Annotated in this window: 18 protein-coding genes; 4 read left to right on the top strand and 14 right to left on the bottom strand. The window is 71.7% G+C overall.

The features are described from left to right. Positions 1 to 8: 8 nt before the first annotated feature. Positions 9 to 917, top strand: a complete 909-nt coding sequence (locus ACH4YP_RS02880; RefSeq protein WP_398489033.1) for a phospholipid scramblase-related protein — start codon at positions 9 to 11, stop codon at positions 915 to 917. Between the two features lie 76 nt (positions 918 to 993). Here ACH4YP_RS02880 and ACH4YP_RS02875 read toward each other — a convergent pair whose 3' ends face one another. Further along, positions 994 to 1959: a DMT family transporter gene (locus ACH4YP_RS02875; protein WP_361051616.1), complete on the bottom strand. Its 966-nt coding sequence runs from the start codon at positions 1957 to 1959 to the stop codon at positions 994 to 996. Beyond that, entirely contained in the window at positions 1956 to 2849 is an 894-nt protein-coding gene (locus tag ACH4YP_RS02870; RefSeq protein ID WP_398489032.1) for a phosphatase PAP2 family protein, read from the bottom strand. The genes ACH4YP_RS02875 and ACH4YP_RS02870 overlap by 4 nt, the downstream gene beginning before the upstream one ends. 249 nt (positions 2850 to 3098) lie before the next feature. Here ACH4YP_RS02870 and ACH4YP_RS02865 point away from each other — a divergent pair, with 249 nt between their 5' ends. After that, positions 3099 to 3722 carry a TetR/AcrR family transcriptional regulator C-terminal ligand-binding domain-containing protein gene (locus tag ACH4YP_RS02865; RefSeq protein WP_361051622.1) on the top strand — a complete coding sequence of 208 codons (624 nt, stop codon included), beginning with the start codon at positions 3099 to 3101 and terminating at the stop codon, positions 3720 to 3722. A gap of 220 nt (positions 3723 to 3942) precedes the next feature. On the opposite strand, the gene ACH4YP_RS02860 is transcribed toward ACH4YP_RS02865, so the two are convergent. The 3 genes from ACH4YP_RS02860 to ACH4YP_RS02850 are packed head-to-tail and all read right to left on the bottom strand — an operon-like array spanning position 3943 to position 7576. Further along, positions 3943 to 4902, bottom strand: a complete 960-nt coding sequence (locus ACH4YP_RS02860) for a DUF2510 domain-containing protein (protein WP_361051625.1) — start codon at positions 4900 to 4902, stop codon at positions 3943 to 3945. Between the two features lie 54 nt (positions 4903 to 4956). Then, complete coding sequence (locus ACH4YP_RS02855) at positions 4957 to 6234, bottom strand: anhydro-N-acetylmuramic acid kinase (RefSeq protein WP_398489465.1); 1278 nt, start codon at positions 6232 to 6234, stop codon at positions 4957 to 4959. A gap of 37 nt (positions 6235 to 6271) precedes the next feature. Then, complete coding sequence (locus ACH4YP_RS02850; protein WP_398489031.1) at positions 6272 to 7576, bottom strand: MFS transporter; 1305 nt, start codon at positions 7574 to 7576, stop codon at positions 6272 to 6274. Between the two features lie 225 nt (positions 7577 to 7801). On the opposite strand from ACH4YP_RS02850, the gene ACH4YP_RS02845 reads away from it, so the two are divergent. Further along, positions 7802 to 10492, top strand: a complete 2691-nt coding sequence (locus ACH4YP_RS02845) for an ATP-binding protein (protein ID WP_398489029.1) — start codon at positions 7802 to 7804, stop codon at positions 10490 to 10492. Positions 10493 to 10550: 58 nt separating this feature from the next. Here the strand turns inward: ACH4YP_RS02845 and pcaD are convergent, their stop codons facing one another. The 7 genes from pcaD to ACH4YP_RS02810 all read right to left on the bottom strand — a co-directional run bounded on the left by pcaD (position 10551) and on the right by ACH4YP_RS02810 (position 17114). Further along, on the bottom strand, positions 10551 to 11699 hold the full coding sequence (pcaD, locus tag ACH4YP_RS02840; protein ID WP_398489027.1) for a 3-oxoadipate enol-lactonase: 1149 nt from the start codon (positions 11697 to 11699) through the stop codon (positions 10551 to 10553). After that, entirely contained in the window at positions 11696 to 13009 is a 1314-nt protein-coding gene (gene pcaB, locus ACH4YP_RS02835) for a 3-carboxy-cis,cis-muconate cycloisomerase (protein WP_398489464.1), read from the bottom strand. The genes pcaD and pcaB overlap by 4 nt, the downstream gene beginning before the upstream one ends. Before the next feature lie 86 nt (positions 13010 to 13095). Next, a complete protein-coding gene (gene pcaG / locus ACH4YP_RS02830) occupies positions 13096 to 13668 on the bottom strand; it encodes a protocatechuate 3,4-dioxygenase subunit alpha (protein WP_398489026.1) in 573 nt (190 codons plus the stop codon). 2 nt (positions 13669 to 13670) lie between these two features. Further along, positions 13671 to 14441, bottom strand: a complete 771-nt coding sequence (pcaH, locus tag ACH4YP_RS02825) for a protocatechuate 3,4-dioxygenase subunit beta (RefSeq protein WP_398489024.1) — start codon at positions 14439 to 14441, stop codon at positions 13671 to 13673. 8 nt (positions 14442 to 14449) lie between these two features. Next, on the bottom strand, positions 14450 to 15652 hold the full coding sequence (locus ACH4YP_RS02820) for a thiolase family protein (protein ID WP_398489023.1): 1203 nt from the start codon (positions 15650 to 15652) through the stop codon (positions 14450 to 14452). Further along, a complete protein-coding gene (locus ACH4YP_RS02815) occupies positions 15649 to 16320 on the bottom strand; it encodes a CoA transferase subunit B (RefSeq protein ID WP_398489021.1) in 672 nt (223 codons plus the stop codon). The genes ACH4YP_RS02820 and ACH4YP_RS02815 overlap by 4 nt, the downstream gene beginning before the upstream one ends. Beyond that, entirely contained in the window at positions 16320 to 17114 is a 795-nt protein-coding gene (locus tag ACH4YP_RS02810; RefSeq protein WP_398489019.1) for a CoA transferase subunit A, read from the bottom strand. The genes ACH4YP_RS02815 and ACH4YP_RS02810 overlap by 1 nt, the downstream gene beginning before the upstream one ends. Positions 17115 to 17338: 224 nt before the next feature. Here ACH4YP_RS02810 and ACH4YP_RS02805 point away from each other — a divergent pair, with 224 nt between their 5' ends. Continuing rightward, positions 17339 to 17812, top strand: a complete 474-nt coding sequence (locus tag ACH4YP_RS02805; protein WP_361051652.1) for a MarR family transcriptional regulator — start codon at positions 17339 to 17341, stop codon at positions 17810 to 17812. Positions 17813 to 17815: 3 nt separating this feature from the next. Here ACH4YP_RS02805 and ACH4YP_RS02800 read toward each other — a convergent pair whose 3' ends face one another. Together ACH4YP_RS02800 and ACH4YP_RS02795 are read right to left on the bottom strand one after the other, a co-directional pair. Next, complete coding sequence (locus tag ACH4YP_RS02800; RefSeq protein WP_398489018.1) at positions 17816 to 18802, bottom strand: DUF3048 domain-containing protein; 987 nt, start codon at positions 18800 to 18802, stop codon at positions 17816 to 17818. A 214-nt stretch (positions 18803 to 19016) separates the two neighbouring features. Continuing rightward, a complete protein-coding gene (locus ACH4YP_RS02795; protein WP_398489016.1) occupies positions 19017 to 20087 on the bottom strand; it encodes an ATP-dependent DNA ligase in 1071 nt (356 codons plus the stop codon). Positions 20088 to 20114 lie beyond the last annotated feature (27 nt).

Genomic DNA, 20114 nt, shown 5'->3' with positions numbered 1-20114 from the left:
GTGCCCCGGTGACCACGCATTCGAACACTCCTGCAGGTTGGTACCCGGATCCTCAGGGTGCGTCCCAGACGCTGCGTTACTGGGACGGTGCTCAGTGGACCCAGCACACCAACCAGGACCAGCAGCAGGCTCAGGCCGCCCAGCCGGTCCAGCAGCACGTGCAACAGCCCCCGGTCCAGCAGCAGCACGTGCAGCAGCACCCTGGGCAGCAGCCGCAGCCCGTGCAGCAGGTTCCGCAGCAGGCGGGAGGGTTCGACCCGCGAGTGCAGCAGCAGGTGCACCAGCAGGCCGGTGTCGCACCGAACGCCGCCGGCGGGGGCACTCTGTTCACCGAGCCGGTCCTGGTGGTGAACCAGAAGGCCAAGCTGATCGAGCTGACCAACGAGTACAAGGTCATGGACCAGCAGGGCAACCAGCTCGGCTCGGTGGTCCAGGTCGGACAGAGCGCGCTGAAGAAGGTGCTGCGCTTCTTCGCGAGCCTCGACCAGTTCATGACGCACAAGCTGGAGATCCGCGACGCGTACGGCCAGCCGCAGCTGTTGCTGACCCGGCCCCGCAAGTTCCTGAAGTCGCGGGTGCTGGTGGCGCGTCCGGACGGTTCGCCCGTCGGTGAGATCGCCCAGCAGAACATGTTCGGGAAGATCAACTTCGCGATCAAGGTGGACGGTCAGCAGGTCGGCGCGATCAAGGCGGAGAACTGGCGTGCCTGGAACTTCTCGATCGTCGACCACTCCGACAACGAGGTCGCCCGGATCACCAAGACCTGGGAAGGCCTCGCCAAGACGATGTTCACGACCGCGGACAACTACGTCCTGCAGTTGCACTACCAGCTTCCCGAGCCCCTGCTGAGCCTCGTGATAGCGACGGCGCTGACCGTCGACACGGCGCTCAAGCAGGACAGCCGAGGGCTCGGCTGACGCGTCGGTTCGTCAGTTCGTCATGAGAGGGGGGCGGTCGCGGACATCCGCGGCCGCCCCCTCATCTTGTCGTGGCCTACAGCGGGGTGAGACGCCCGTGCTTCGGCTGTCGCGGCAGCAACGACGGCTCGTTCAAAGCCGATCCGGGCTCCAGCGCGAGAACCGCGGCCACCGGGTGCTCCTCGTCGTCCGTCGAAGGCCTCGCCGAAGGCTCCGTCGAAGGCACCGGCGTGGCGCGCGACAGCGTCACCACGCCCCAGGCCGCGACCGCCGCCCCGGCCAGCGCCAGCAGCAGTCCCGCGACGCCGCCCTGCAGCCGCTCGCCCAGCAGTGAGAGGCCGATCACCGCGGCGGCGATCGGGTTGGCCAGCGTCACCACCGCGAGGGGAGCGCCGAGCCCGCCCTTGTAGGCGGTCTGCGACAGCAGCAGCCCGCCCGCCGCGAACGCGGCGACCAGCACCGCGACCACGATCACCTGCCCGCTCAGCAGAGATTCCGAGCGGTCCGTCGCGGCGACCGTGACGGTCTGCGTGAGCGCCGAGGCGACACCCGAGGCGAAGCCGGACGAGGTCGCGTGCCGCAGCCCGGGGCGGGTGCCCGGCCTCGCGAGTACGCCGATGAGGGCCGCGGTCGTGCCCGCCACGGCCAGCGCCTGCGGGACGCTGAGCACATCGTCGGGCGCGGGCCCGGACGCCGTGACCAGCAGGGCCGCGAGCCCGGCCAGCGTCAGCGCCGTACCGCGCCACTCGACGAACGTGACGCGCCGCCCCGCCAGCCGCGCGCCCAGCGGCACCGCGGCGACCAGAGTGAGCGCGCCGAGCGGCTGGACCAGCGTGAGGGGCCCGTACTTGAGGGCGGCCACGTGCAGCAGTGCCGCCGACGCGTTGAGGCCCACCGACCACCACCAGGCACCGCTGCCGAGCAGCCGGAGCACCCCGGAGTCGGGGGTCCGCGCGGCCAGCCGCTGCTGGGCCACCGCCGCGGCCGCGTACGCGACGGCCGAGAACAGCGACAGCACGACGGCGACGAGCGTGGCGCTCATCGACCGGCTCCCACGAGCTCCGGCGCGTCCGACGCGTCCTGCGCGCCGGGTGTCCCCGGCCCGCCGGGCCCGTCCGGTGCTTCAGGCCGTTCCGTTACGGAGCTGCCGGCACCCACGAGTTCCCGGCCGGGCGCCGTCGGTGTCGCCGTCCGGCGCGGTACGCGGATCACGGCGAGGGCGATGCCGAGGAGCGCGGCCGCCACGATCGCGTCGAGCCAGTAGTGGTTCGCCGTGCCGACGATCACCAGCAGCGTGGCCAGCGGATGCAGCAGCCAGAGCCACCGCCACCGGGACCGGGTCGCGGCGATCAGGCCGATCGCGACCATCAGGGCCCAGCCGAAGTGCAGCGAGGGCATCGCCGCGAACTGGTTCGACAGCGAGTCGGTCGCGGGCGAGGCGCCGTACACCGTGGGCCCGTACACCTGGCCGGTGTCCACGAGACCCGTCGTGGCGAGCATGCGGGGCGGTGCGAGCGGGAACGTCAGATGCGCCACCAGGGCGGCGGCGGTGACCGCGGCGAGCACCCGGCGGGCCCACACGTAGTGCCCGGGCCGCCGCAGGTAGAGCCAGATCAGGAAGGCCGCGGTGGCGGGGAAGTGGACGGTCGCGTAGTAGGTGTTGACGACGTGCACGAGGGTGTCGCCGTGCAGCAGTGCCGACTGCACGTCGCCTTCGCCGGGCAGGCCCAGGAACCGTTCGAGGTCCCAGACCCGGTGCGCGTTGTCGAAGGCCTCACCGGTGTGGCCCGTGGCCAGCTGGCGGCCGAGCTTGTAGACGAGGAAGAGTCCCGCGACGAGCAGGAGCTCACGGACGAGGGGCGGCCGCCGTATCGCGGCCTCCCCTTCTCTTGCAGGCTCGGACTCTCTTGCAGGCTCGGATCGGCTTTCCATCCCCCGGCCCCTTTGCTGACGTTCTGGTGGTGCTGGTGCGTGGTGAGCCCAGGAGGGGATCCACTCGACACAGGGGTGGGTCCTGTCCAAGGCTCATCGATACGCCAGTGTACCGATACGTTCGCGTTCCGGTACACTGGCGTATCGATAGGACTTACACCACACTGAGGGCCGGTCGTAGGGCCACACTGGAGAGCACACGGGAAGCGGGCCCGCACGGGGCCGCGGAGACCGGCGAGGAGAAGAGCCATGACGTCGCAGGCAGCGGACGAACCGGAGACGGCCGTCGCCTCGCGCCGCTCCAAGATCACGCGCGAGCGTGAGCAGGAGTTCTTCGACGCCGTGCTCGACCAGATCCGCGAGTGCGGCTATGACGCGCTGACCATGGAGGGCGTCGCCTCCAGCACCCGGTGCAGCAAGTCCACGCTCTACCGGCAGTGGAAGACGAAGCCGCAGTTCGTGGCGGCCGCGCTGCGGGCCAACCACTGTCCCAAGTTCATCGGCATCGACACCGGCTCGCTCGCCGGCGACCTGCGCGCGGTCGCGCGCACGGCGGGCGAGCGGTCGGACGAGGACACCAGACTGCTGCAGGCGCTCGGGCAGTCCGTGATGCAGGACGACGAGCTGCAGCGCGCCCTGCGCGACGCGCTGGTGGAGCCCGAACTGGAGGCGCTCCGGGGGATGGTCCGGCGCGCGGTCGAACGTGGAGAGATCACGGCCGACCATCCGGTACTGGAGTTCGTGCCGGCCCAGCTGCTCGGCATGCTCCGCGTCCGCCCCCTCCTTGAGGGGCGCCCCGCGGACGCCGACTACCTCCTGCGCTATGTGGAGGTGGCCCTACTGCCGGCCCTGGGGCTGTCGGACACCACCTGAGACTCAGGCCGCCGTCCACGGGATGACTGGACGGTGACCTGCTCGCGCCGCACCGTGGGGACGGGGGCGGCGCGCACCCCCCGGCCGGGTGGGGTTCCTCTCGAGCGGAGAGGCGCCCCACCCGGCCGATCGGTGTCCGCTCCGGGCCGGTTCCGCCATGACCGACGGCCGCCCTTCCGGCCGCCCGTCGCGAACGTCGTACGCCCTGACCGTCGTATGTCTACACGTTCTGCCCGTTGCCGCCGCCCGCGGCCTCCTTGATGCCCTTGGTGATGTCGTCGATGACCGACTGCTTGGGGGCCTTGGAGCTGACATCGATGCCGAAGCGCACGACGACGAGCTGCTTGGAGTTGGAGGGCGCCGGGAAGACGAGCGACTCGACGTAGCCGTCGTCGCCCTTGCTCGTGACGACCTTCCAGCGGACCGCGTAGCCCTTCTGCCCGGCCACCGTCACGGCCTTGGACGAGAGCTCGTCGTGCGAGGTGATCTTGCCGTAGCTCTTGCCGCCGTAGGATTCCTCGGCGTTCTTGGTGATGTCCTCCTTGGCGGCGGCCTCGGCGGTGGTGGCCTTGAGCTTCAGGGCGAGCGCGGGGGCCGAGTAGGCGCCGCCGAGGCTGCACTTCTCCGAGGTGTCGCCGGGGCACTCGTAGGAGCCCTTGGTCGTCACCTGCGCGCCCACCTGGATGGTCGAGCCGCTCCAACCGTCCGGCACGGGCAGGCTGATGCCGTTGATCGGGTCCGTGGCGTAGCCGTCCTCGGACGGCAGTGGCTGCGGGGCCCCGGACTCGCCGCCCTCCGGTCCGCCGGGGCCGCCCTGGCCGCCGCCGTCCTGTCCCTGCGGGCCGCCGGGCAGGGACGGTACCGGCTGGGAGTTGGTCGAATCGGTGCCGCCCGAGCCGTCGTCCGCGGTCAGCGCGTACACCCCGCCGCCGATGCCGGCGAGGACCGCCACGGCGACGGCGACGGCTATCGCCGTGCGCCCTTTTCGCCGCGGGCCGCCGGGGTGCGCGCCCGGGTACGGCGAGCCCGGTGAGAACGCCGGAGGGCCCCAGACGGCGCCGGACTCCGCTGGGCGGGTCTGGTCCGTCCATGTCCTACCGTCCCACCAGCGCTGGGTTGCGGGGCTGTCAATCGTCTGCCCGGGGTCGGGATACCAGCCGGGGGGAGTCGCCTGCGTCATGGGTCCACCGTATGAGGTGCGGGTGAAAGCCGGATGAGAGGATCCGGATTCGTTTCACTCGATCACCAGCCGCACCGGCTGTTTCAAGCCCCGGGACACCCGCGGCAGCCCGTCCCGCCCCGGTGTCACCGAGCCCAGCACGCTGGCGTGCCGGGCGCCGGTGCTCCTCGGGTCGGTGCCCGCGAGACCGTGCAGCGTCAGGAAGCCGAGGACGGCGAACGCGTACGCCTCCTTCGCGGCCGACGGCAGGCCCAGTGCGTCGGAGGTGTGCAGCGGTACCCCCGGCAACTCCTCGGCGAGCATCGCCATGAGGACGGGATTGCGCGTGCCGCCGCCCGAGGCGACGACCTCGGTGGCGTGTACGGAACGGACGGCGTCCGCGACCGTGCGCGCGGTGAGCCGGGTGAGGGTGGCGATCACGTCCTGGTGGGCGAGAGTGCCGATGTCCGCCGGGGCCGCCGGAGTTGTTGCCGCAGCCGCAGCCGCAGCCGCAGCCGCAGCCGCAGCCGCAGCCGCAGCCGTGCCCGGAGGCGCCGCCGTGGCCCGAGTGGTCGGTACATCCGGGTCCGCCGGAGCCGCCAGAGCCGCCAGCAGATAGTCCCGGTGGAACAGTTCCTTGCCGGTCGTCTTCGGCGCGGGCAGCGCGTAGTACGGCTCGTCGAGGAGCCGGCGCAGGAGCGGCTCGTGGACGTTGCCGCGGGCGGCCAGCGCGCCGTCCGTGTCGTAGGCGCGGCCGGTGAAATGGCGTACGGCCGCGTCGATGAGCGCACCCGCGGGACCCGTGTCGAAGGCGGTGCCGTCGGGTGCGGTCAGGTTGGCGATGCCGCCGAGGTTCAGCGCGACCGGGCTGCCCGGCCTGCCGCGCAGCCACAGGAGGTCGAAGAGGCTCACCAGGGGCGCCCCCTGGCCGCCGGCGGCGATGTCGCGTGGCCGGAAGTCGGCGACCACGGGCAGCCCGGTGGCCTCCGCGATCCAGGCGGGCTGGCCGAGCTGCAGGGTGCCGCGCACCTGCCCGCCGTCGGTCCAGTGGTAGACGGTCTGACCGTGCGAGGCCACCAACTCGGCCCGTCCGTCGCACAGTTCACGGTCGGCGCGGAGGGCTGCCGCCGCGAAGGCCTGCCCGACGAGCGTGTCGAGGCGGCACACCTCGGCGAGGGTCGTGGCCGCCGGAGGCAGCGCCGCCGCGAGGGCCTCGCGCACCTCGGCCCCGTACACATCGCCGACCATGCCGAGTGGCCGCAGCACCAGGCTGTCCCCGTCGAGCCGCAGGTCGGCCGCCGCCGCGTCGATCGCGTCGTACGACGTGCCGGACATCAGGCCGATCACCCGCACCCGCTCGACCTCCACCTGCTGAACCTGCCCATCCCGCTCAACTCCCTTGTCGCATCGGCGCCTTGCGGAGCGTCAGAAGCGCCAGCGCGCTCACCGCGCACGTCACGGCCGCGTAGTACGCCGGAATGTCCACGCTTCCCGTCCGCTTGACGGTCTCCGTGATGATGAGGCCCGCGCATCCCGAGAACACGGCATTGGACAGGGCGTAGGCGAGTCCCAGCCCCGTGTAGCGGACGCTCGTCGGGAACATCTCCGAGAGCATCGCGGGCCCCGGCCCCGCCATCAGCCCCACGACGGCGCCCGCGACGAACACGGCCCCGCCCTTCACCGCGTTCGAAGTGCCCGTGTCCTGGAGGAGGTTGAGCAGCGGGACCGCGAGGACGGTGACCAGCAGCGCGCCCGTCAGCATCACCGGGCGCCGGCCGATCCGGTCGCTGAGCAGGCCCGCCGGGATGATCGTGACCGCGAAGCCCAGGTTGGCGAGGACGGTCGCGACCAGTGCCTGCTGGAACGTGGCGTTCAGTGAACTCTGCAGATACGAGGGGAGCACGACGAGGAACGTGTAGCCGGCCGCCGCCCAGCCCATGACGCGGCCCGCGCCCAGCGCGATCGCCTTCGCCACCTCGCGCCCCGGCGGGCGCTCGGGCCGGGGCTCCTCCCGGAGCGACTCGAAGGACGGCGTCTCGTCGAGCCGCAGGCGCAGCCACAGCGCCCCGAGCCCCATCGGCAGCGTCAGCAGGAACGGCAACCGCCAGCCCCAGTCGCCCAGTTGCCCCTCACTGAGCACGGTCGCCAGCAGTGCGGCCACTCCCGCCCCGCCCAGCAGCCCCAGCGCCACCGTGAACGACTGCCACGACCCGTACAGGCCCCGTCTGCCCGGTGGCGCGAACTCCGTCATCACCGACACCGCGCCCCCGAACTCCCCGCCCGCGGACAGTCCCTGAAGGACCCTCAGAAAGGTCAGCAGCCAGGGCGCGAGGGCACCCACCGTGTCGTACGTGGGCAGCACGCCGATCAGTGTCGTCGCCACCGTCATGAGGACGATGACCATGATGAGTACGGGACGGCGTCCGACGCGGTCGCCGAGCCGCCCGAACAGCGCGGCGCCGACGGGCCGGAAGAAGAACGCGAGCGCGAAGGACGCGTACGTCCTGACCAGCGCCTCGGCCTCGCTGCCGCCTTCCGGCGTGAAGAAGCGGGCCGCGATGACCGTCGCGAAGTAGCCGTAGACGCCGAACTCGTACCACTCGATGAAGTTGCCCACCGACCCCGCGACCAGCGCCCTGCGGGAGCGCTCGGGCCGGTCGGTCCGCAGGCCGGAGCCGTGCGCCGGAGCGCCCATTCCGTTCCTCCCGCCGCCGCGACGATGTTGGAAAGTTAGTTTCAGTTCACGGCTTTTGACTGTCAATTACTTTCACCCGGGCCTGTCGGCGGTGTCGTGCACCGCCTTCGGGCCACCCCCGTCACCCGTCGCGGCAGCAGGTGTCCCGACCAGGCTCCATCGTGCCTTCCGGAGGGCTAGGCTCAAGGTCTGTACGTCGTTTGGGCGACCTGGGGAGGTAGCGGGATGACGGAGGCACGGCCGGGAACGGCCGCCTCGGCACCCCTCTGGGAGCGCGACGCGGAACTCGCCGCGGTCGCGGAGGCAGTCGACGCGCTGTGCGCGGGTTCGGCCTCGGGCAGCCTGCTGGTCTTCACCGGAGAGGCGGGCATCGGCAAGACCGCGCTGCTCGCCGAGTCGCGCCGGATAGCGGAGACACGCAAATGCGCGGTGTGGTCGGCACGCGGCGGCGAGACCATCACGTCCGTTCCCTTCAACGTCGTACGACAGCTGCTGCAGCCCGCGCTCGTGGCGCTGATGCCCGACGAGGCGCGTGAGTACTTCGGCGACTGGTACGACATCGCGGGACCCGCCCTCGGCATCGCCGAACCGGGCGACCGCCAGGCCGACCCGCAGGGCGTGTGCGACGGCCTGGTCGCGGCCGTACGCAGGCTCGCCCGCCGCGAGTGGCCGCTGGTGCTGCTCGTCGACGACGCGCACTGGGCCGACCAGGAGAGCCTGCACTGGCTCGCCGCCTTCGCGGAGCGCCTCGACGACCTGCCCGTCCTCGTCCTGGTCGCCCGCCGCCCCGGCGACGCCACCGGCGAGAGCGCCCGCCACCTCGACAGCGTCGGCGCCCTGGCCGGCCCGATGCCCGCTCTGCGCGCGCTGACCCCCGACGCCACGGCGGGCCTCACCCGCACCACGCTCGGCGCGCACGCCGACGTGCCGTTCTGCCGCGAGGTCTGGGCCGTCACCGGCGGCAACCCGTACGAGACCGTGGAGCTCCTCGCCAAGGTCCAGGACAGCGACTTCGAACCGGTCGAGGACTCGGCCTCGGAGCTACGCGCGCTGAACCGCGCGGCCCGCGGCCGCGGGCTCGTCGACCGGCTCGAAGGGCTCGGCGTGGACGCCACCCGGTTCGCCTGGGCGGCGGCCATCCTCGGCACGCGGATCTCCCTGGAACTGGCGGCCGAACTCGCCGGAATGCCACGGGACGAGGCGGAGCGCTGTGCCGCCCTCCTCGGCGCGGCACGCATCCTCACCGAGGCCGACCGGACGACCGGTCAACTCGACGAAGGGGACCTGGAGTTCGTCCACCCGCTCATCGCCACCGCCGTCTACCGCTCGATCCCGGACGCGCTGCGCACCGCGATGCACGGCGTGGCCGCCTCGGTCGTCACCGCGTCGGGCCTCGGCGCCGCCGCGGCCTCCCGCCACCTGCTCGAAGTACATCCGGACGACGACCCCGAACTCGTCGATCAGATGCGCGAGGCCGCTCGCGAGCACCTCGCCGTCGGCGCCCCGGACGCGGCCCGCCGCTGTCTTGAGCGCGCCCTGGTGGAACCGCCCCTTCCCGAGGTCCACGCGCGCGTGCTCTACGAGTTGGGCTGCGCCACGCTCCTGACCTCGCCCGCGACGACCATCGGGCATCTGCGGGAGGCACTCACGGTGCACGGCCTGGAGGAGGAACTCCGGGTCGACGCGGTCTGCAGGCTGTCCTCGGCGCTCGTCCACAACGACCAGCTGGAGGAGGCCGTCGCCACGGTCGACGCGGAGGCGGACCGGCTCGGCGCCGGCCCCGCCCGGATGCGTCTGCAGGCCGTGCACTACATGTGGGAGGGCATCCACGCCGGCGAGGAGGACGCGCCAGGCCGCTCCCGCCGCCTCGCCGAACTCGTCAGGCCGCTCACCGGCCGCGACAACTCCGAGCGCGCCCTGCTCATCCTCCGCGCCTTCGACGCGATGACCCGCGGGGAGAACGCCGAGGAGGTCGTCGAGCTCTGCGACCTCGCCCTCGTCAACGGCCGCCTCGCGCCGGGCCTCGGCTGGACCGACACCGAGTGGAGCTTCGAGCTCCTCATGATGCTCGGCATCTCCTACACGTACGCGGACCGCCTCGACCGCGCCGAGAGCCTCTTCACGGAGGCCCGGCGGAGCTACGAGCACGCCGGATGGAGCGGCGGCCATCTGGCCCTCGCGCACGCCTTCGGCGGATACGTGCTCCGCAGACGGGGCCGCCTCGTGGACGCCGAGGAGTCCCTGCGCGAGGCACTCCGCCTGGCGGACCGGGTGGGCCACGGTCTGCCCATGCACTGGTCGGCGGCGTGCATGCTCATCGACACGCTGCTCGCCCGCGGCCAGGTGGGCGCCGCCGAGGAGATCGCCGAGCGGTACTCCTTCGAACCGCCCCACCCCTCCACGATCGTCCTGCCGGACACCCACTCGATAAGGGGCCGCCTGCTGATCGCCACCGGCCGCGTCGAGGACGGCGTGAACGAGCTGGAGACCGCCGAGAAGATGTCCGCGGCCCGCGGCGGCCACAACACGGTGATGGCTCCCTGGGCCGGAGAGCTCGCCCGGACCCTCGCGGTCTCGGACCCCCGCCGCGCCGCCGAGGTGGCGGCCGACGCCCGTATGCAGGCCGAACGCTTCGGCACGGACACCGCCATAGGAGAGGCCCTGCGCTGTGCCGCCGCTCTGGAGACCGGTCGGCGCTCGGTCACGCTGCTCGCCCAGGCGGTCGCTTACCTGGAGGCATCCCCCTGCGCCTACGAACACGCGGCGGCCCGCGTCGAGTACGGCATCGCGTCCCACTCCGTCACCGAGCTGACCCGCGGTCTGACACTGGCGCGGACCTGCGGCGCGGACGGCCTCGTGACCAGGGCGCGCGAGGCACTGGCCCTGAGCACGGGCCGAGTGCCCCGCCCCCGCTGACCGAGCGGGGGACGGGACGCATCGGTGACCAGGAGTCCGTCAAACTCCGGTCAGCCGGTCAGTCCGTCGCCTCGTCCTCCTCGGCGAGCACCCGCTGGGCCACGGCGAACGCCGAGTTGGCCGCCGGGACCCCGCAGTACACGGCGGTCTGCAGCAGCACCGCGCCGATCTCCTCCGGGGTGAGCCCGTTGCGGCGGGCGGCGCGGATGTGCATCGCCAGCTCGTCGTAGTGGCCGTGCGCCACCAGCGCGGTCAGCGTGATCATGCTGCGCTCGCGGCGTGCCAAGGTCGGATCGGTCCAGATCTCGCCCCACGCGTACCGCGAGATGAAGTCCTGGAACCGCGCTGTGAACTCCGACTGCCGGGCCTGCGCACGGTCGACGTGGGTGTCGCCGAGCACCTGCCGCCGCACCTCCATGCCCCGCTTGGCGCCACCGTCGAAGTGCGCGCGCAGAGCGGTGAGTACGGCCTCCGGGCACTGGGCGGGCGCGAGGTGCGAGGCCCCCGGGATCTCGACGAGCGCGGCGCCGGGCACCGCGTCGGCGATCTCGCGCAGATGCGCGGGCGGCGTCGCGGGATCCTCACGCCCGGCGACGAGCAGCGTGGGCGCGCCGATCTCCGGCAGCCGCTCCCGGATGTCGAAGTCCCCCAGCGCGTCACAGCAGGCCGCGTACGCGTCCGGATCCGCCGTGCGGAGGTCCTCGATCAGCTCCGGAACGGTGAACCCCGGGGTGAACCAACGGGAGTTGGCCGCCTCCGCAAGCCCGGCCATCCCCTCGGCGCGGACGGTCGCGGCCCGCTCCTCCCACGGCTTGGAGCCGTTGAAGTGGGCGGAGGAACAGATCACCGCGAGCCGCTCGACCCGCTCGGGGTGATGGACGGCGAGATGGAGCCCCACCGCGCCGCCGAGCGAGACACCGGCGTACGAGAACCGGTCGAGGCCGAGCGAGTCGGCGAGCGCGAGCACCAGCGCGGCGAGGTCGGCGATGGTCGCGCCGGGGCCGATCAGTCCTGCGGGGGAGTCGCCGTGGCCCGGCAGGTCCCAGCGCACGACCCGGTGGGTGACGGACAGTTCGGGCGCGACCTTGTCCCACAGGGCCGTCGACGTGCCGAGGGACGGGCCGAGGAGAAGCGGAGGAGCGGTTACGGGACCCTCGGCGCGGTGGTGGAGCGACTTGCCGTCGGAAAGGGGCTGTTGGGTGCTCAACTTCGCTCCAGGGCACGGTCGGTGAGGGCACCGGCGGAACCGGTGTACTGGGTCGGGTCGGTGAGAGCCACGAGGTCGAGGTCCTTCAACTCGGGCTCCTCGGTGAGGAGTTCCACGAGCGGGCGGTTCTCGGCGGTGGCCCGTCGCGCGGCGCGCGTGAGCAGTTCCTTGGCCCGGGCGCGCCCGAGTACCGGCGCGAGTTCGGCGGACAGCCGCTCGGAGACGATCAGGCCGTGGGTGAGGTCCAGATGGGCGCGCATCGCGTCCGCGTGGACCCGCAGACCCTCGGTCAGCTCTGCCGTGTCGCGCGCGGCTCCGCCGACAAGACGCAGCAGGTCACGCAGGGGTTCCCACTCGGTGTGCCAGGCACCGGCGGGCCGTTCGTCCTCGGCGGCCAGCGACCCGTACAGCGTCGCGGCGAGCTGCGGTGCCCGGCGGGCCGCCGCGGCGACGAGGGTGGAGCGCACCGGGTTCGCCTTGTGCGGCATGGCGGAGGAACCGCCGCCCGTGCCCTCGCTCAACTCACGGATCTCCGTACGGGCGAGGACGAGCACGTCCGTGGCCGCCTTGCCGAGGGCGCCCGCGGTGAACGCGAGGGCTCCGGCCACGTCGGCGACGGGAGTGCGCAAAGTGTGCCAGGGCAACACCGGTGCGGTGAGGCCCAGTTCACGGGCGTACGCCTCGACGAGGGCACCCGTGTCCGGGGCGCCGTACGCCGTGAAGGCCGCCAACGTGCCCGCCGCGCCGCCGAGTTGGGCCGGGAGTCGGTCCCGTGCGGCTTGGAGGCGGTCCCTCGCGTCCAGCACCAGTGACCGCCAGCCGGCCGCCTTCAGTCCGAAGGTGGTCGGCACGGCGTGCTGGGTGAGGGTGCGCCCCGGCATGACCGTGTCCCGGTGCTCGCGTGCGAGTCGCGCCAGCGCGATCTCCGTACGGGCGAGGTCCGCCAGGACCAGGTCCAGCGTCCGGGCGGCGACCAGCATGGCGGCCGTGTCCATGATGTCCTGGCTGGTCGCGCCCCGGTGGACATAGGGGGCGTGCTCGGTTTCGACCGCCTCGACAGCCGCCGTCAGATCCGCGACCAGCGGGATCACCGGGTTGCCGCCGCCCCGTGCGCGCAGGGCCAGATCACGGACGTCGAAGCGCGCGGCGTCGGCCGCCGCGGTGACGGCGTCGGCCGCCTCCGCGGGGGCGAGGCCGAGCGCGGCCTGCGCGCGGGTGAGTGCCGCCTCCGCGTCCAGCAGCGCCTGAAGGAAGGCGCGGTCACCGGTCGCGGACTCGGCGGGCGACCCCGCACGGCCGGGCGCGAGCAGACCGGCGTCGAAACCGACGGAATCACCGGGACCGACGGGATCGCCCGAACCGGTGGGACCGACGGGATCGGCAGGGGCGGCAGCTGTCACTGGAACTCCAGGAAGACCGTTTCGCCTTCGCCCTGAAGGCGGATGTCGAAACGGTACGTCCGGTTCGTGCCCTCGGCCGCGATCAGCGTGGCGCGCCGCTCGGCCGGCAGCGAGTCGAGCAGCGGGTCCGCGCCGTCGGCGAGGTACGCGCGGGTGAAGAGGTGATGCGTCAGACCGCGCGCGAACACGCACACGCTGATGTACGGCAGCCCGGTGTTGCCCGGCGGCAGCGTGTGGAGCGCGTAGTGCCCGTCGGCGTCCGTGGGGACCCGTCCGTAGCCCGTGAAGTCGACGCCGTTGCGGCCCACGAACCCGCCCGTCGACGGGTCGCGGCGCATCGAGCCGGGCGTGCCCTTCAGCGAGCCGTCGGGGGCCGCCTGCCAGAAGTCCAGCAGGGCGTCGGGGATCGGTGTGCCCGCGCCGTCGAACACGTACCCGTGCAGGGTGATGGCGTCGGAGTGGCCCTGGGGCGCCACCTCGGCGCCGCCCGGAAAGGGGAGCGCGTGGCCGTAGAACGGGCCGATGGTGTGGGACGGGGTGGGGAGCAACCGCTCGGTCGTCTCGGTCATGCTCAACGGCCTTCCTCGATCCAGGTGGCGGAGGGACCGTCGAGGACGATGTCCCATTCGTAGCCCATCGAGAACTCGGGCCGCGAGAGATCGTGGTTGTACGTGGCGATCAGCCGGTTCCGGGCCGCCTCGTCCGTCACGGACTGGAGGATCGGGTCGTACCGGAACAGCGGGTCGCTCGGGAAGTACATCTGCGTCACGAGCCGCTGGGTGAACGCGGTGCCGAACACCGAGAAGTGGATGTGCGCGGGCCGCCACGCGTTGGTGTGGTTGCCCCACGGGTACGGGCCCGGCTTGATCGTGGTGAACGAGTACCGGCCCTGATCGTCCGTCAGGGTCCGCCCCACACCGGTGAAGTTGGGGTCGTGCGGCGCCGGATGCTGCTCGCGCAGGTGGATGTACCGCCCGGCGGCGTTGGCCTGCCAGATCTCGACGAGCTGGCCGCGCACGGGGCGGCCCTCGCGGTCGAGCAGCCGGCCCGACACGGTCATGCGCTCACCGATCGGCTCGCCCCTGTGCTGGAGGGTCAGATCGCTGTCGTGCTCGGTGATGTCGGTGACCCCGAACACCGGTCCCGACAGCTCGACCGCCTCCGGGTCGCCGCCGCTCACGGCGACCAGCGGCTGCTTGGGGTGGCGCAGCAGCGAGCTGCGGTACGGGGCGTAGTCGCGCCGCGGGTGGTGCAGGATCGGGGCGCCGCCCGCGACCGCCTTGTCGTACGAGTCCTGGTGATCCTTGATCTCGATGTCGATGTCCGACTGGGTGAGAGCCATGAGAGTTCCTAACGCTCCAGTACGAGGGCGAGGCCCTGGCCGACGCCGATGCAGAGGGTGGCGACGCCGACCCCGGTGCCCTTGCGGGCGAGCTGGTGCGCCACGGTCCCGGCGAGCCGGGCGCCGGACGCGCCGAGCGGGTGACCGAGCGCGATGGCGCCGCCCCGGGGGTTGAGGATCGCCGGGTCGAACTCGGGCCATTCGGCGACGCAGCCGAGGACCTGGGCGGCGAACGCCTCGTTCAGTTCGAGAGTTGACAGGTCGTCAAATTGCTTGCCCGCCTTGGCGAGTGCCCGGTTGACGGCCTCGACGGGGGCGAGTCCGAAGTAGTGCGGGTCGAGCGCGGAGACGCCGGTCGCGGAGACGCGGGCGAGGGGTTCGCGACCGGTGGCCTTGAGACCCTCCTCGTCGACCAGGAGCAGGGCGGCGGCGCCGTCGTTCAGGGGCGACGCGTTCCCCGCGGTGACCGTGCCGTGCTCCGTGCGGAAAGACGGCTTGAGTCTGGCCATCGCGGGCAGCGAGGCGTCGGCGCGTACGCATTCATCGGCGCCGAAGACCAGCGGGTCGCCCTTGCGCTGCGGGACCGGCACCGGCGCGAGTTCGGCGTCGAACAGGCCGTCCGTCTGGGCCTGGGCGGCCTTCTGGTGACTGGCGAGCGCGTACTCGTCCTGCTGCTCGCGGCTGATCTTGTGCTTGTCGGCGATGAGTTCGGCGGACTCGCCCAGCGGGATGGTCCACTGCGGGTCCATCCTCGGGTTCGTCATCCGCCAGCCCAGGGTGGTGGAGTACAGCTCGGTGTGCCCGGCGGGGAAGGGCTTGTCGTTCTTGGGCAGCACGTAGGGGGCGCGGGTCATCGACTCCACGCCGCCGGCCAGGGCGATCGACGCGTCACCGACCGCGATGGCGCGGGCCGCCTGGATGACGGCTTCGAGACCGGAGGCGCACAGCCGGTTGACCGTCACGCCGGGTACGGAGGTGGGCAGCCCGGCCAGCAGTCCGGCCATGCGGGCGACGTTGCGGTTCTCCTCACCGGCGCCGTTCGCGTTGCCGAAGTACACGTCCTCGATCCGGGAGGGGTCCAACTCCGGCGTACGGGCGATGAGTTCACGGATCGCGTGGGCGGCGAGATCGTCCGGGCGCACGGATGCCAGCGACCCGCTGTACTTGCCGAACGGTGTGCGGACCGCGTCGACGATGTAGACGTCCTTCACGACTGGATCTCCTCGGTGAGCTGGTCAGTGAGCTCGTCGGCGATACGGACCTTCGCGGCGGTCTTCGCCACTACCTCCTCGACGGTGACGCCGGGCGCGGTCTCGATCAGCACGAGCCCGTCGTCGGTGACGTCCAAGACGCCGAGGTCGGTGATGACCCGGTTGACGCACGCCTTGCCGGTCAGCGGCAGCGCGCACTCCTGAAGGATCTTCGGCGAGCCGTCCTTGGCGGTGTGGGTCATGACCACGATGACCGTACGGGCGCCATGGACGAGGTCCATCGCGCCGCCGATCCCGGTGATCATCTTGCCGGGGATGGCCCAGTTGGCGAGGTCCCCGCCCGCGGAGACCTGCATGGCGCCCAGCACGGCGACGTCGATGTGCCCGCCGCGGATCATCCCGAAGGAGAGCGAGGAGTCGAAGTAGGAGGCCCCGGGCAGGACCGTGACGGTCTCCTTGCCCGCGTTGATCAGGTCCGGGTCGACCTGTTCCTCGGTCGGATACGGGCCGGTGCCCAGGATGCCGTTCTCCGACTCCAGGATGACCTCCACGCCCGGCGGGAGGTAGTTGGGGATCAGCGTCGGCAGACCGATGCCGAGGTTCACGTACTGGCCGTCGTGAAGCTCGCGCGCGGCGCGGGCGGCCATCTCTTCCCTGCTCCAGGCCATCACGCACGCACCGTTCCCTCTGCGGCTCCCTTTGTGACGGGTGCCGAGACCGTCCGCTTCTCGATCAGCTTGGAGTTCGCCTGCTCGGGCGTGAGCGCGAGAACCCGCTGCACGAAGATCCCCGGCAGATGCACGGCGTCCGGGTCGATCTCGCCCGGCTCCACCAGTTCCTCCACCTCGGCGATCGTCACCCGCCCGGCCATCGCGGCCAGCGGGTTGAAGTTCCGGGACGACTTGTTGAAGACGAGGTTCCCGTGCCGGTCGCCCTTCGCCGCCCGCACCAGTGCGAAGTCGGTACGGATCCCGTGCTCCAGCACGTACTCCGTACCGTCGAACTCCCGCACCTCCTTGGGCGGCGACGCCAGAGCCACGCCGCCGCTGCCGTCGTAGCGCCAGGGCAGTCCGCCGTCGGCGACCTGCGTGCCTACGCCCGCCGGCGTGTAGAACGCGGGAATCCCGGCGCCGCCGGCCCGCAGCCGCTCGGCCAGGGTGCCCTGCGGGATCATCTCCACCTCCAGCTCACCGCCCAGATACTGCCGTGCGAACTCCTTGTTCGCCCCGATGTAGGAGCCGGTCACCCGGGCGATCCGCCCGGACGCCAGCAGTACCGCGAGGCCGGACTCCATCGCCCCGCAGTTGTTCGAGACCACGCCCAGGCCTGAGACCCCGCGCTCGTACAGCGCCTCGATCAGTACGTTCGGCACACCGCTGAGACCGAAACCGCCGACCGCCAGGGTCGCGCCGTCGGGCACATCGGCCACTGCCTCGGCGGCTGTGGCGACCACCTTGTCCATCTGCGAAGCCTCATCTCTACCGAGCGTCAGTGGCCAGATTAGTCAGCACACTGAGTATTTCTTCGAGGTTTCAAACACGCTGCCATTCGAACCCCGGGCAGTCAAGACCCCAAGGTAATCCGCAGCTCATGGTCTCGTCGCACGGTGAGACAAGGCGATACAGGGCGAGACAAGGGGAGCGGATGCCCGGTATCGTTCAGTGCACCAACGAACAAGGAGGGCACATGGCCGCGGTGGATCTCTCCGCCCACCCCGGGCACCTGGCCCGGCGACTGCAGCAGGCGCACTACCTGCTCTGGAACACGATGGTCTCCGAGGAGATCACCTCACCCCAGTTCGCGGTCCTGAACGCGCTCGTCGCCGAGCCGGGGCTCGACCAGCGCTCGGTGGGGGAGCGGGTCGGGCTCGACCGGTCCACCATCGCCGAGGTCATCAGCCGCCTCGGCCGGCGCGGACTCCTGGACAAGGTCCGCGACACCCAGGACGGCCGGCGCTTCCTGCTCCGCCTCACCGAGGACGGCGTACGCGTCCACCGGAAACTGACGGTACGGACGGCGCGGATGAACCAGGTCTTCCTGGCGCCGCTCTCCACCGAGGAGCAGACCGTCTTCTTCGATCTGCTCCAGCGGGTGTCGGACGCGGCGGAGGGACTGCGCAATCCCGGCGCCCCGGCGGCGCCACTCGTCACGCAGAGCTGAGGCTCAGGCCTTCGCGAACACCACCCAGACCTGGCCCTCCGCGAAGTTCAGCGGACTGCCGTCCGTCGTCGTGAACTCCGTGCCGTCCTCGGCCGCCGGACGCTTCCAGCCGGCGTCGAAGACCTTGCCGTCGCGCAGGACCTTCGCCGTCCCCGAGCCCACGGTGTTCGTGTACGGGGTGTTGTTGCCCAGGAAGTCGCGGAACGAGGACTTCCGGACGTTCACGTACTGCACGACGACCGTCGAGGCGGCCACCCGCTTGCCGTCGGTCGTGACCGTCGGACCGCCGTCCATCGACACCAGCCAGCGCTGCCGGTCCTGCGCCCAGTCGAAGGTGAAACGGGCCGCCGGGAAGCGGACCGTGCGTGTGCTCTCGGCCTTGCCGCCCGCGGGAGCGGCCCCGTAGCGGAACCCCGTCGTCAGCGCGTCGGCTCCGGGCGCGGACTTCAGGAGCCGTTCCGGGCGCAGGTAGAGGTTGTGCGGCAAGGGCTTGTCCGCCCCCCGGTAGTACGCCTTCTCGTCGTCCTCCGGGGTCACCGCGCGCAGCGGCGCCTTGTCGATCAGCGGCATCAGCTTGCCCTGGGCCCCCGAGAAGGCCAGCGTCGGCTCGTTGAACTGACGCAGCAGCTCCAGGTCCGACTCGCGGGCGCTGCGCACCGGGCCGACGGCCTTCGGCAGCTTCGTCGCGTACACCGCCATCAGCCGGCTGAGGCCGCCCTCCACCTGCTCCGCGTACACGATGTCCGCGGCGTCCAGGCCCGTCTGCGGCCGGGCGGCGGGGACGTTGTCGATCTTCACGGCGAGCGGTGAGGGGGCGCGGGACTCCGCGCTCTCCGGGGTGCCGCTGTCCGTGCTGCCGGGGACGTCTCCGCGCCCGTCGTCGAGTCGGCCGCCCGCTGTCGTACAGCCCGACGCCAGGGCGGCGGCCGCTGTGGCAGCCAGCAATGCCGCCGTCATCGTGCGGCGCCGCCTGAGCGCCATCCGTCCCATGCCCACCGATGCCACCAATTCTCGTATTGATGATTGTGTGCTTATAAGTTCATTGATGGCCTTACCCGCTCGGTTCTGATTGCGCGCGCTGATCGGCCGATCAGCCCAAGTTGATGACCGATCGATACATGCCGAGGGGCCCGGATGGAGACCGTCCGGGTACCCACGTGCGCCCCGCCCACCGCGGTCCGGTCGGCGCCGGTCAGTCCCGCGGTCAGTCCCGCGGTCCCAGGATGTCCGCCAGGTCGTAGCCGACCGGCTCCTCCAGCTGGGCGTAGGTGCAGCTCTCCGGCGTACGGTCCGGGCGCCAGCGGCGGAAGCGGGCCGTGTGCCGGAAGCGCTCGCCGTTCTCCATGTGCTCGTACGCCACCTCGCACACCAGCTCCGGCCGCAGCGGCAGCCAGGAGAGGTCCTTCTTGCCCGTCCACCGGCTGGGCGCGCCCGGCATCCGCGCGGACTCGTGCGCCGCGCCCTCCGTCCACGCCGCCCAAGGATGCCCTGCGGCCGACTCCATCCGCAGCGGCTCCAACTCCGCGATCAGCTCCTCGCGCCGCTTCATCGTGAACGCCGCGCACACCCCCACGTGCTGCAACGCGCCCCTGTCGTCGTACAGACCGAGCAGCAGCGAACCGACGACCGGCCCGCTCTTGTGGAGCCGGTAGCCCGCGACGACGACATCCGCCGTGCGCTCGTGCTTGATCTTGAACATCAGGCGCTCGTCCTGCCGGTACTGCGAGGTGAGCGGCTTGGCGACCACCCCGTCGAGACCCGCACCCTCGTACTGCTCGAACCACCGCCGTGCCACCTCGATGTCCGTCGTCGCCGGCGCCACATGCACGGGAGCCGTGGCACCGGACAGCGCCGCCACGAGCAGCGCCCGCCGGTCGCTCAGCGGAACGTCCAGCAGCGACTCGTCGGCGAGCGCGAGCACGTCGAACGCCACGAACGACGCCGGATTCCGCTCGGAGAGCGTCTTCACGCGGGAGGCCGCCGGATGGATGCGCTCGGTGAGCGCGTCGAAGTCGAGCCGCCCCTCGCGTGCGATCACGATCTCCCCGTCGACCACACAGCGTTCCGGCAGCCGCTCCCGCAGCGCCTCCACCAGCTCCGGGAAGTACCTGACCAGCGACTTCGTGCTGCGACTGCCGATCTCGACCTCGTCCCCGTCCCGAAAGACGATCGCCCGGAACCCGTCCCACTTCGCCTCGTAGTGCATGTCCGGCGGAATCCTCGCCGCGGACTTGGCGAGCATGGGCTTCACGGGCGGCATCACCGGTAGATCCATGTTCCGATTCTGCGCGGATCGGAGACG

This window comes from Streptomyces sp. NPDC020747, from assembly GCF_044334695.1.
In the GTDB taxonomy this organism is placed as follows: domain Bacteria; phylum Actinomycetota; class Actinomycetes; order Streptomycetales; family Streptomycetaceae; genus Streptomyces.
Note: the sequence above shows the minus strand (reverse complement) of the source record. Positions and strands in the feature narration are given on the sequence as shown.

What these genes read in the sequence shown, in the direction of transcription:
- ACH4YP_RS02805 (WP_361051652.1), top strand. Translation starts at nt 17,339, where the DNA reads ATGGCCGCGGTGGATCTCTCCGCCCACCCCGGGCACCTGGCCCGGCGA.
- ACH4YP_RS02850 (WP_398489031.1), bottom strand. Translation starts at nt 7,576, where the DNA reads ATGGGCGCTCCGGCGCACGGCTCCGGCCTGCGGACCGACCGGCCCGAG.
- ACH4YP_RS02870 (WP_398489032.1), bottom strand. Translation starts at nt 2,849, where the DNA reads ATGGAAAGCCGATCCGAGCCTGCAAGAGAGTCCGAGCCTGCAAGAGAA.
- ACH4YP_RS02865 (WP_361051622.1), top strand. Translation starts at nt 3,099, where the DNA reads ATGACGTCGCAGGCAGCGGACGAACCGGAGACGGCCGTCGCCTCGCGC.
- pcaH (WP_398489024.1), bottom strand. Translation starts at nt 14,441, where the DNA reads ATGGCTCTCACCCAGTCGGACATCGACATCGAGATCAAGGATCACCAG.
- ACH4YP_RS02800 (WP_398489018.1), bottom strand. Translation starts at nt 18,802, where the DNA reads ATGGGACGGATGGCGCTCAGGCGGCGCCGCACGATGACGGCGGCATTG.
- ACH4YP_RS02815 (WP_398489021.1), bottom strand. Translation starts at nt 16,320, where the DNA reads ATGGCCTGGAGCAGGGAAGAGATGGCCGCCCGCGCCGCGCGCGAGCTT.
- ACH4YP_RS02810 (WP_398489019.1), bottom strand. Translation starts at nt 17,114, where the DNA reads ATGGACAAGGTGGTCGCCACAGCCGCCGAGGCAGTGGCCGATGTGCCC.
- ACH4YP_RS02845 (WP_398489029.1), top strand. Translation starts at nt 7,802, where the DNA reads ATGACGGAGGCACGGCCGGGAACGGCCGCCTCGGCACCCCTCTGGGAG.
- pcaG (WP_398489026.1), bottom strand. Translation starts at nt 13,668, where the DNA reads ATGACCGAGACGACCGAGCGGTTGCTCCCCACCCCGTCCCACACCATC.
- ACH4YP_RS02795 (WP_398489016.1), bottom strand. Translation starts at nt 20,087, where the DNA reads ATGGATCTACCGGTGATGCCGCCCGTGAAGCCCATGCTCGCCAAGTCC.
- ACH4YP_RS02875 (WP_361051616.1), bottom strand. Translation starts at nt 1,959, where the DNA reads ATGAGCGCCACGCTCGTCGCCGTCGTGCTGTCGCTGTTCTCGGCCGTC.
- ACH4YP_RS02860 (WP_361051625.1), bottom strand. Translation starts at nt 4,902, where the DNA reads ATGACGCAGGCGACTCCCCCCGGCTGGTATCCCGACCCCGGGCAGACG.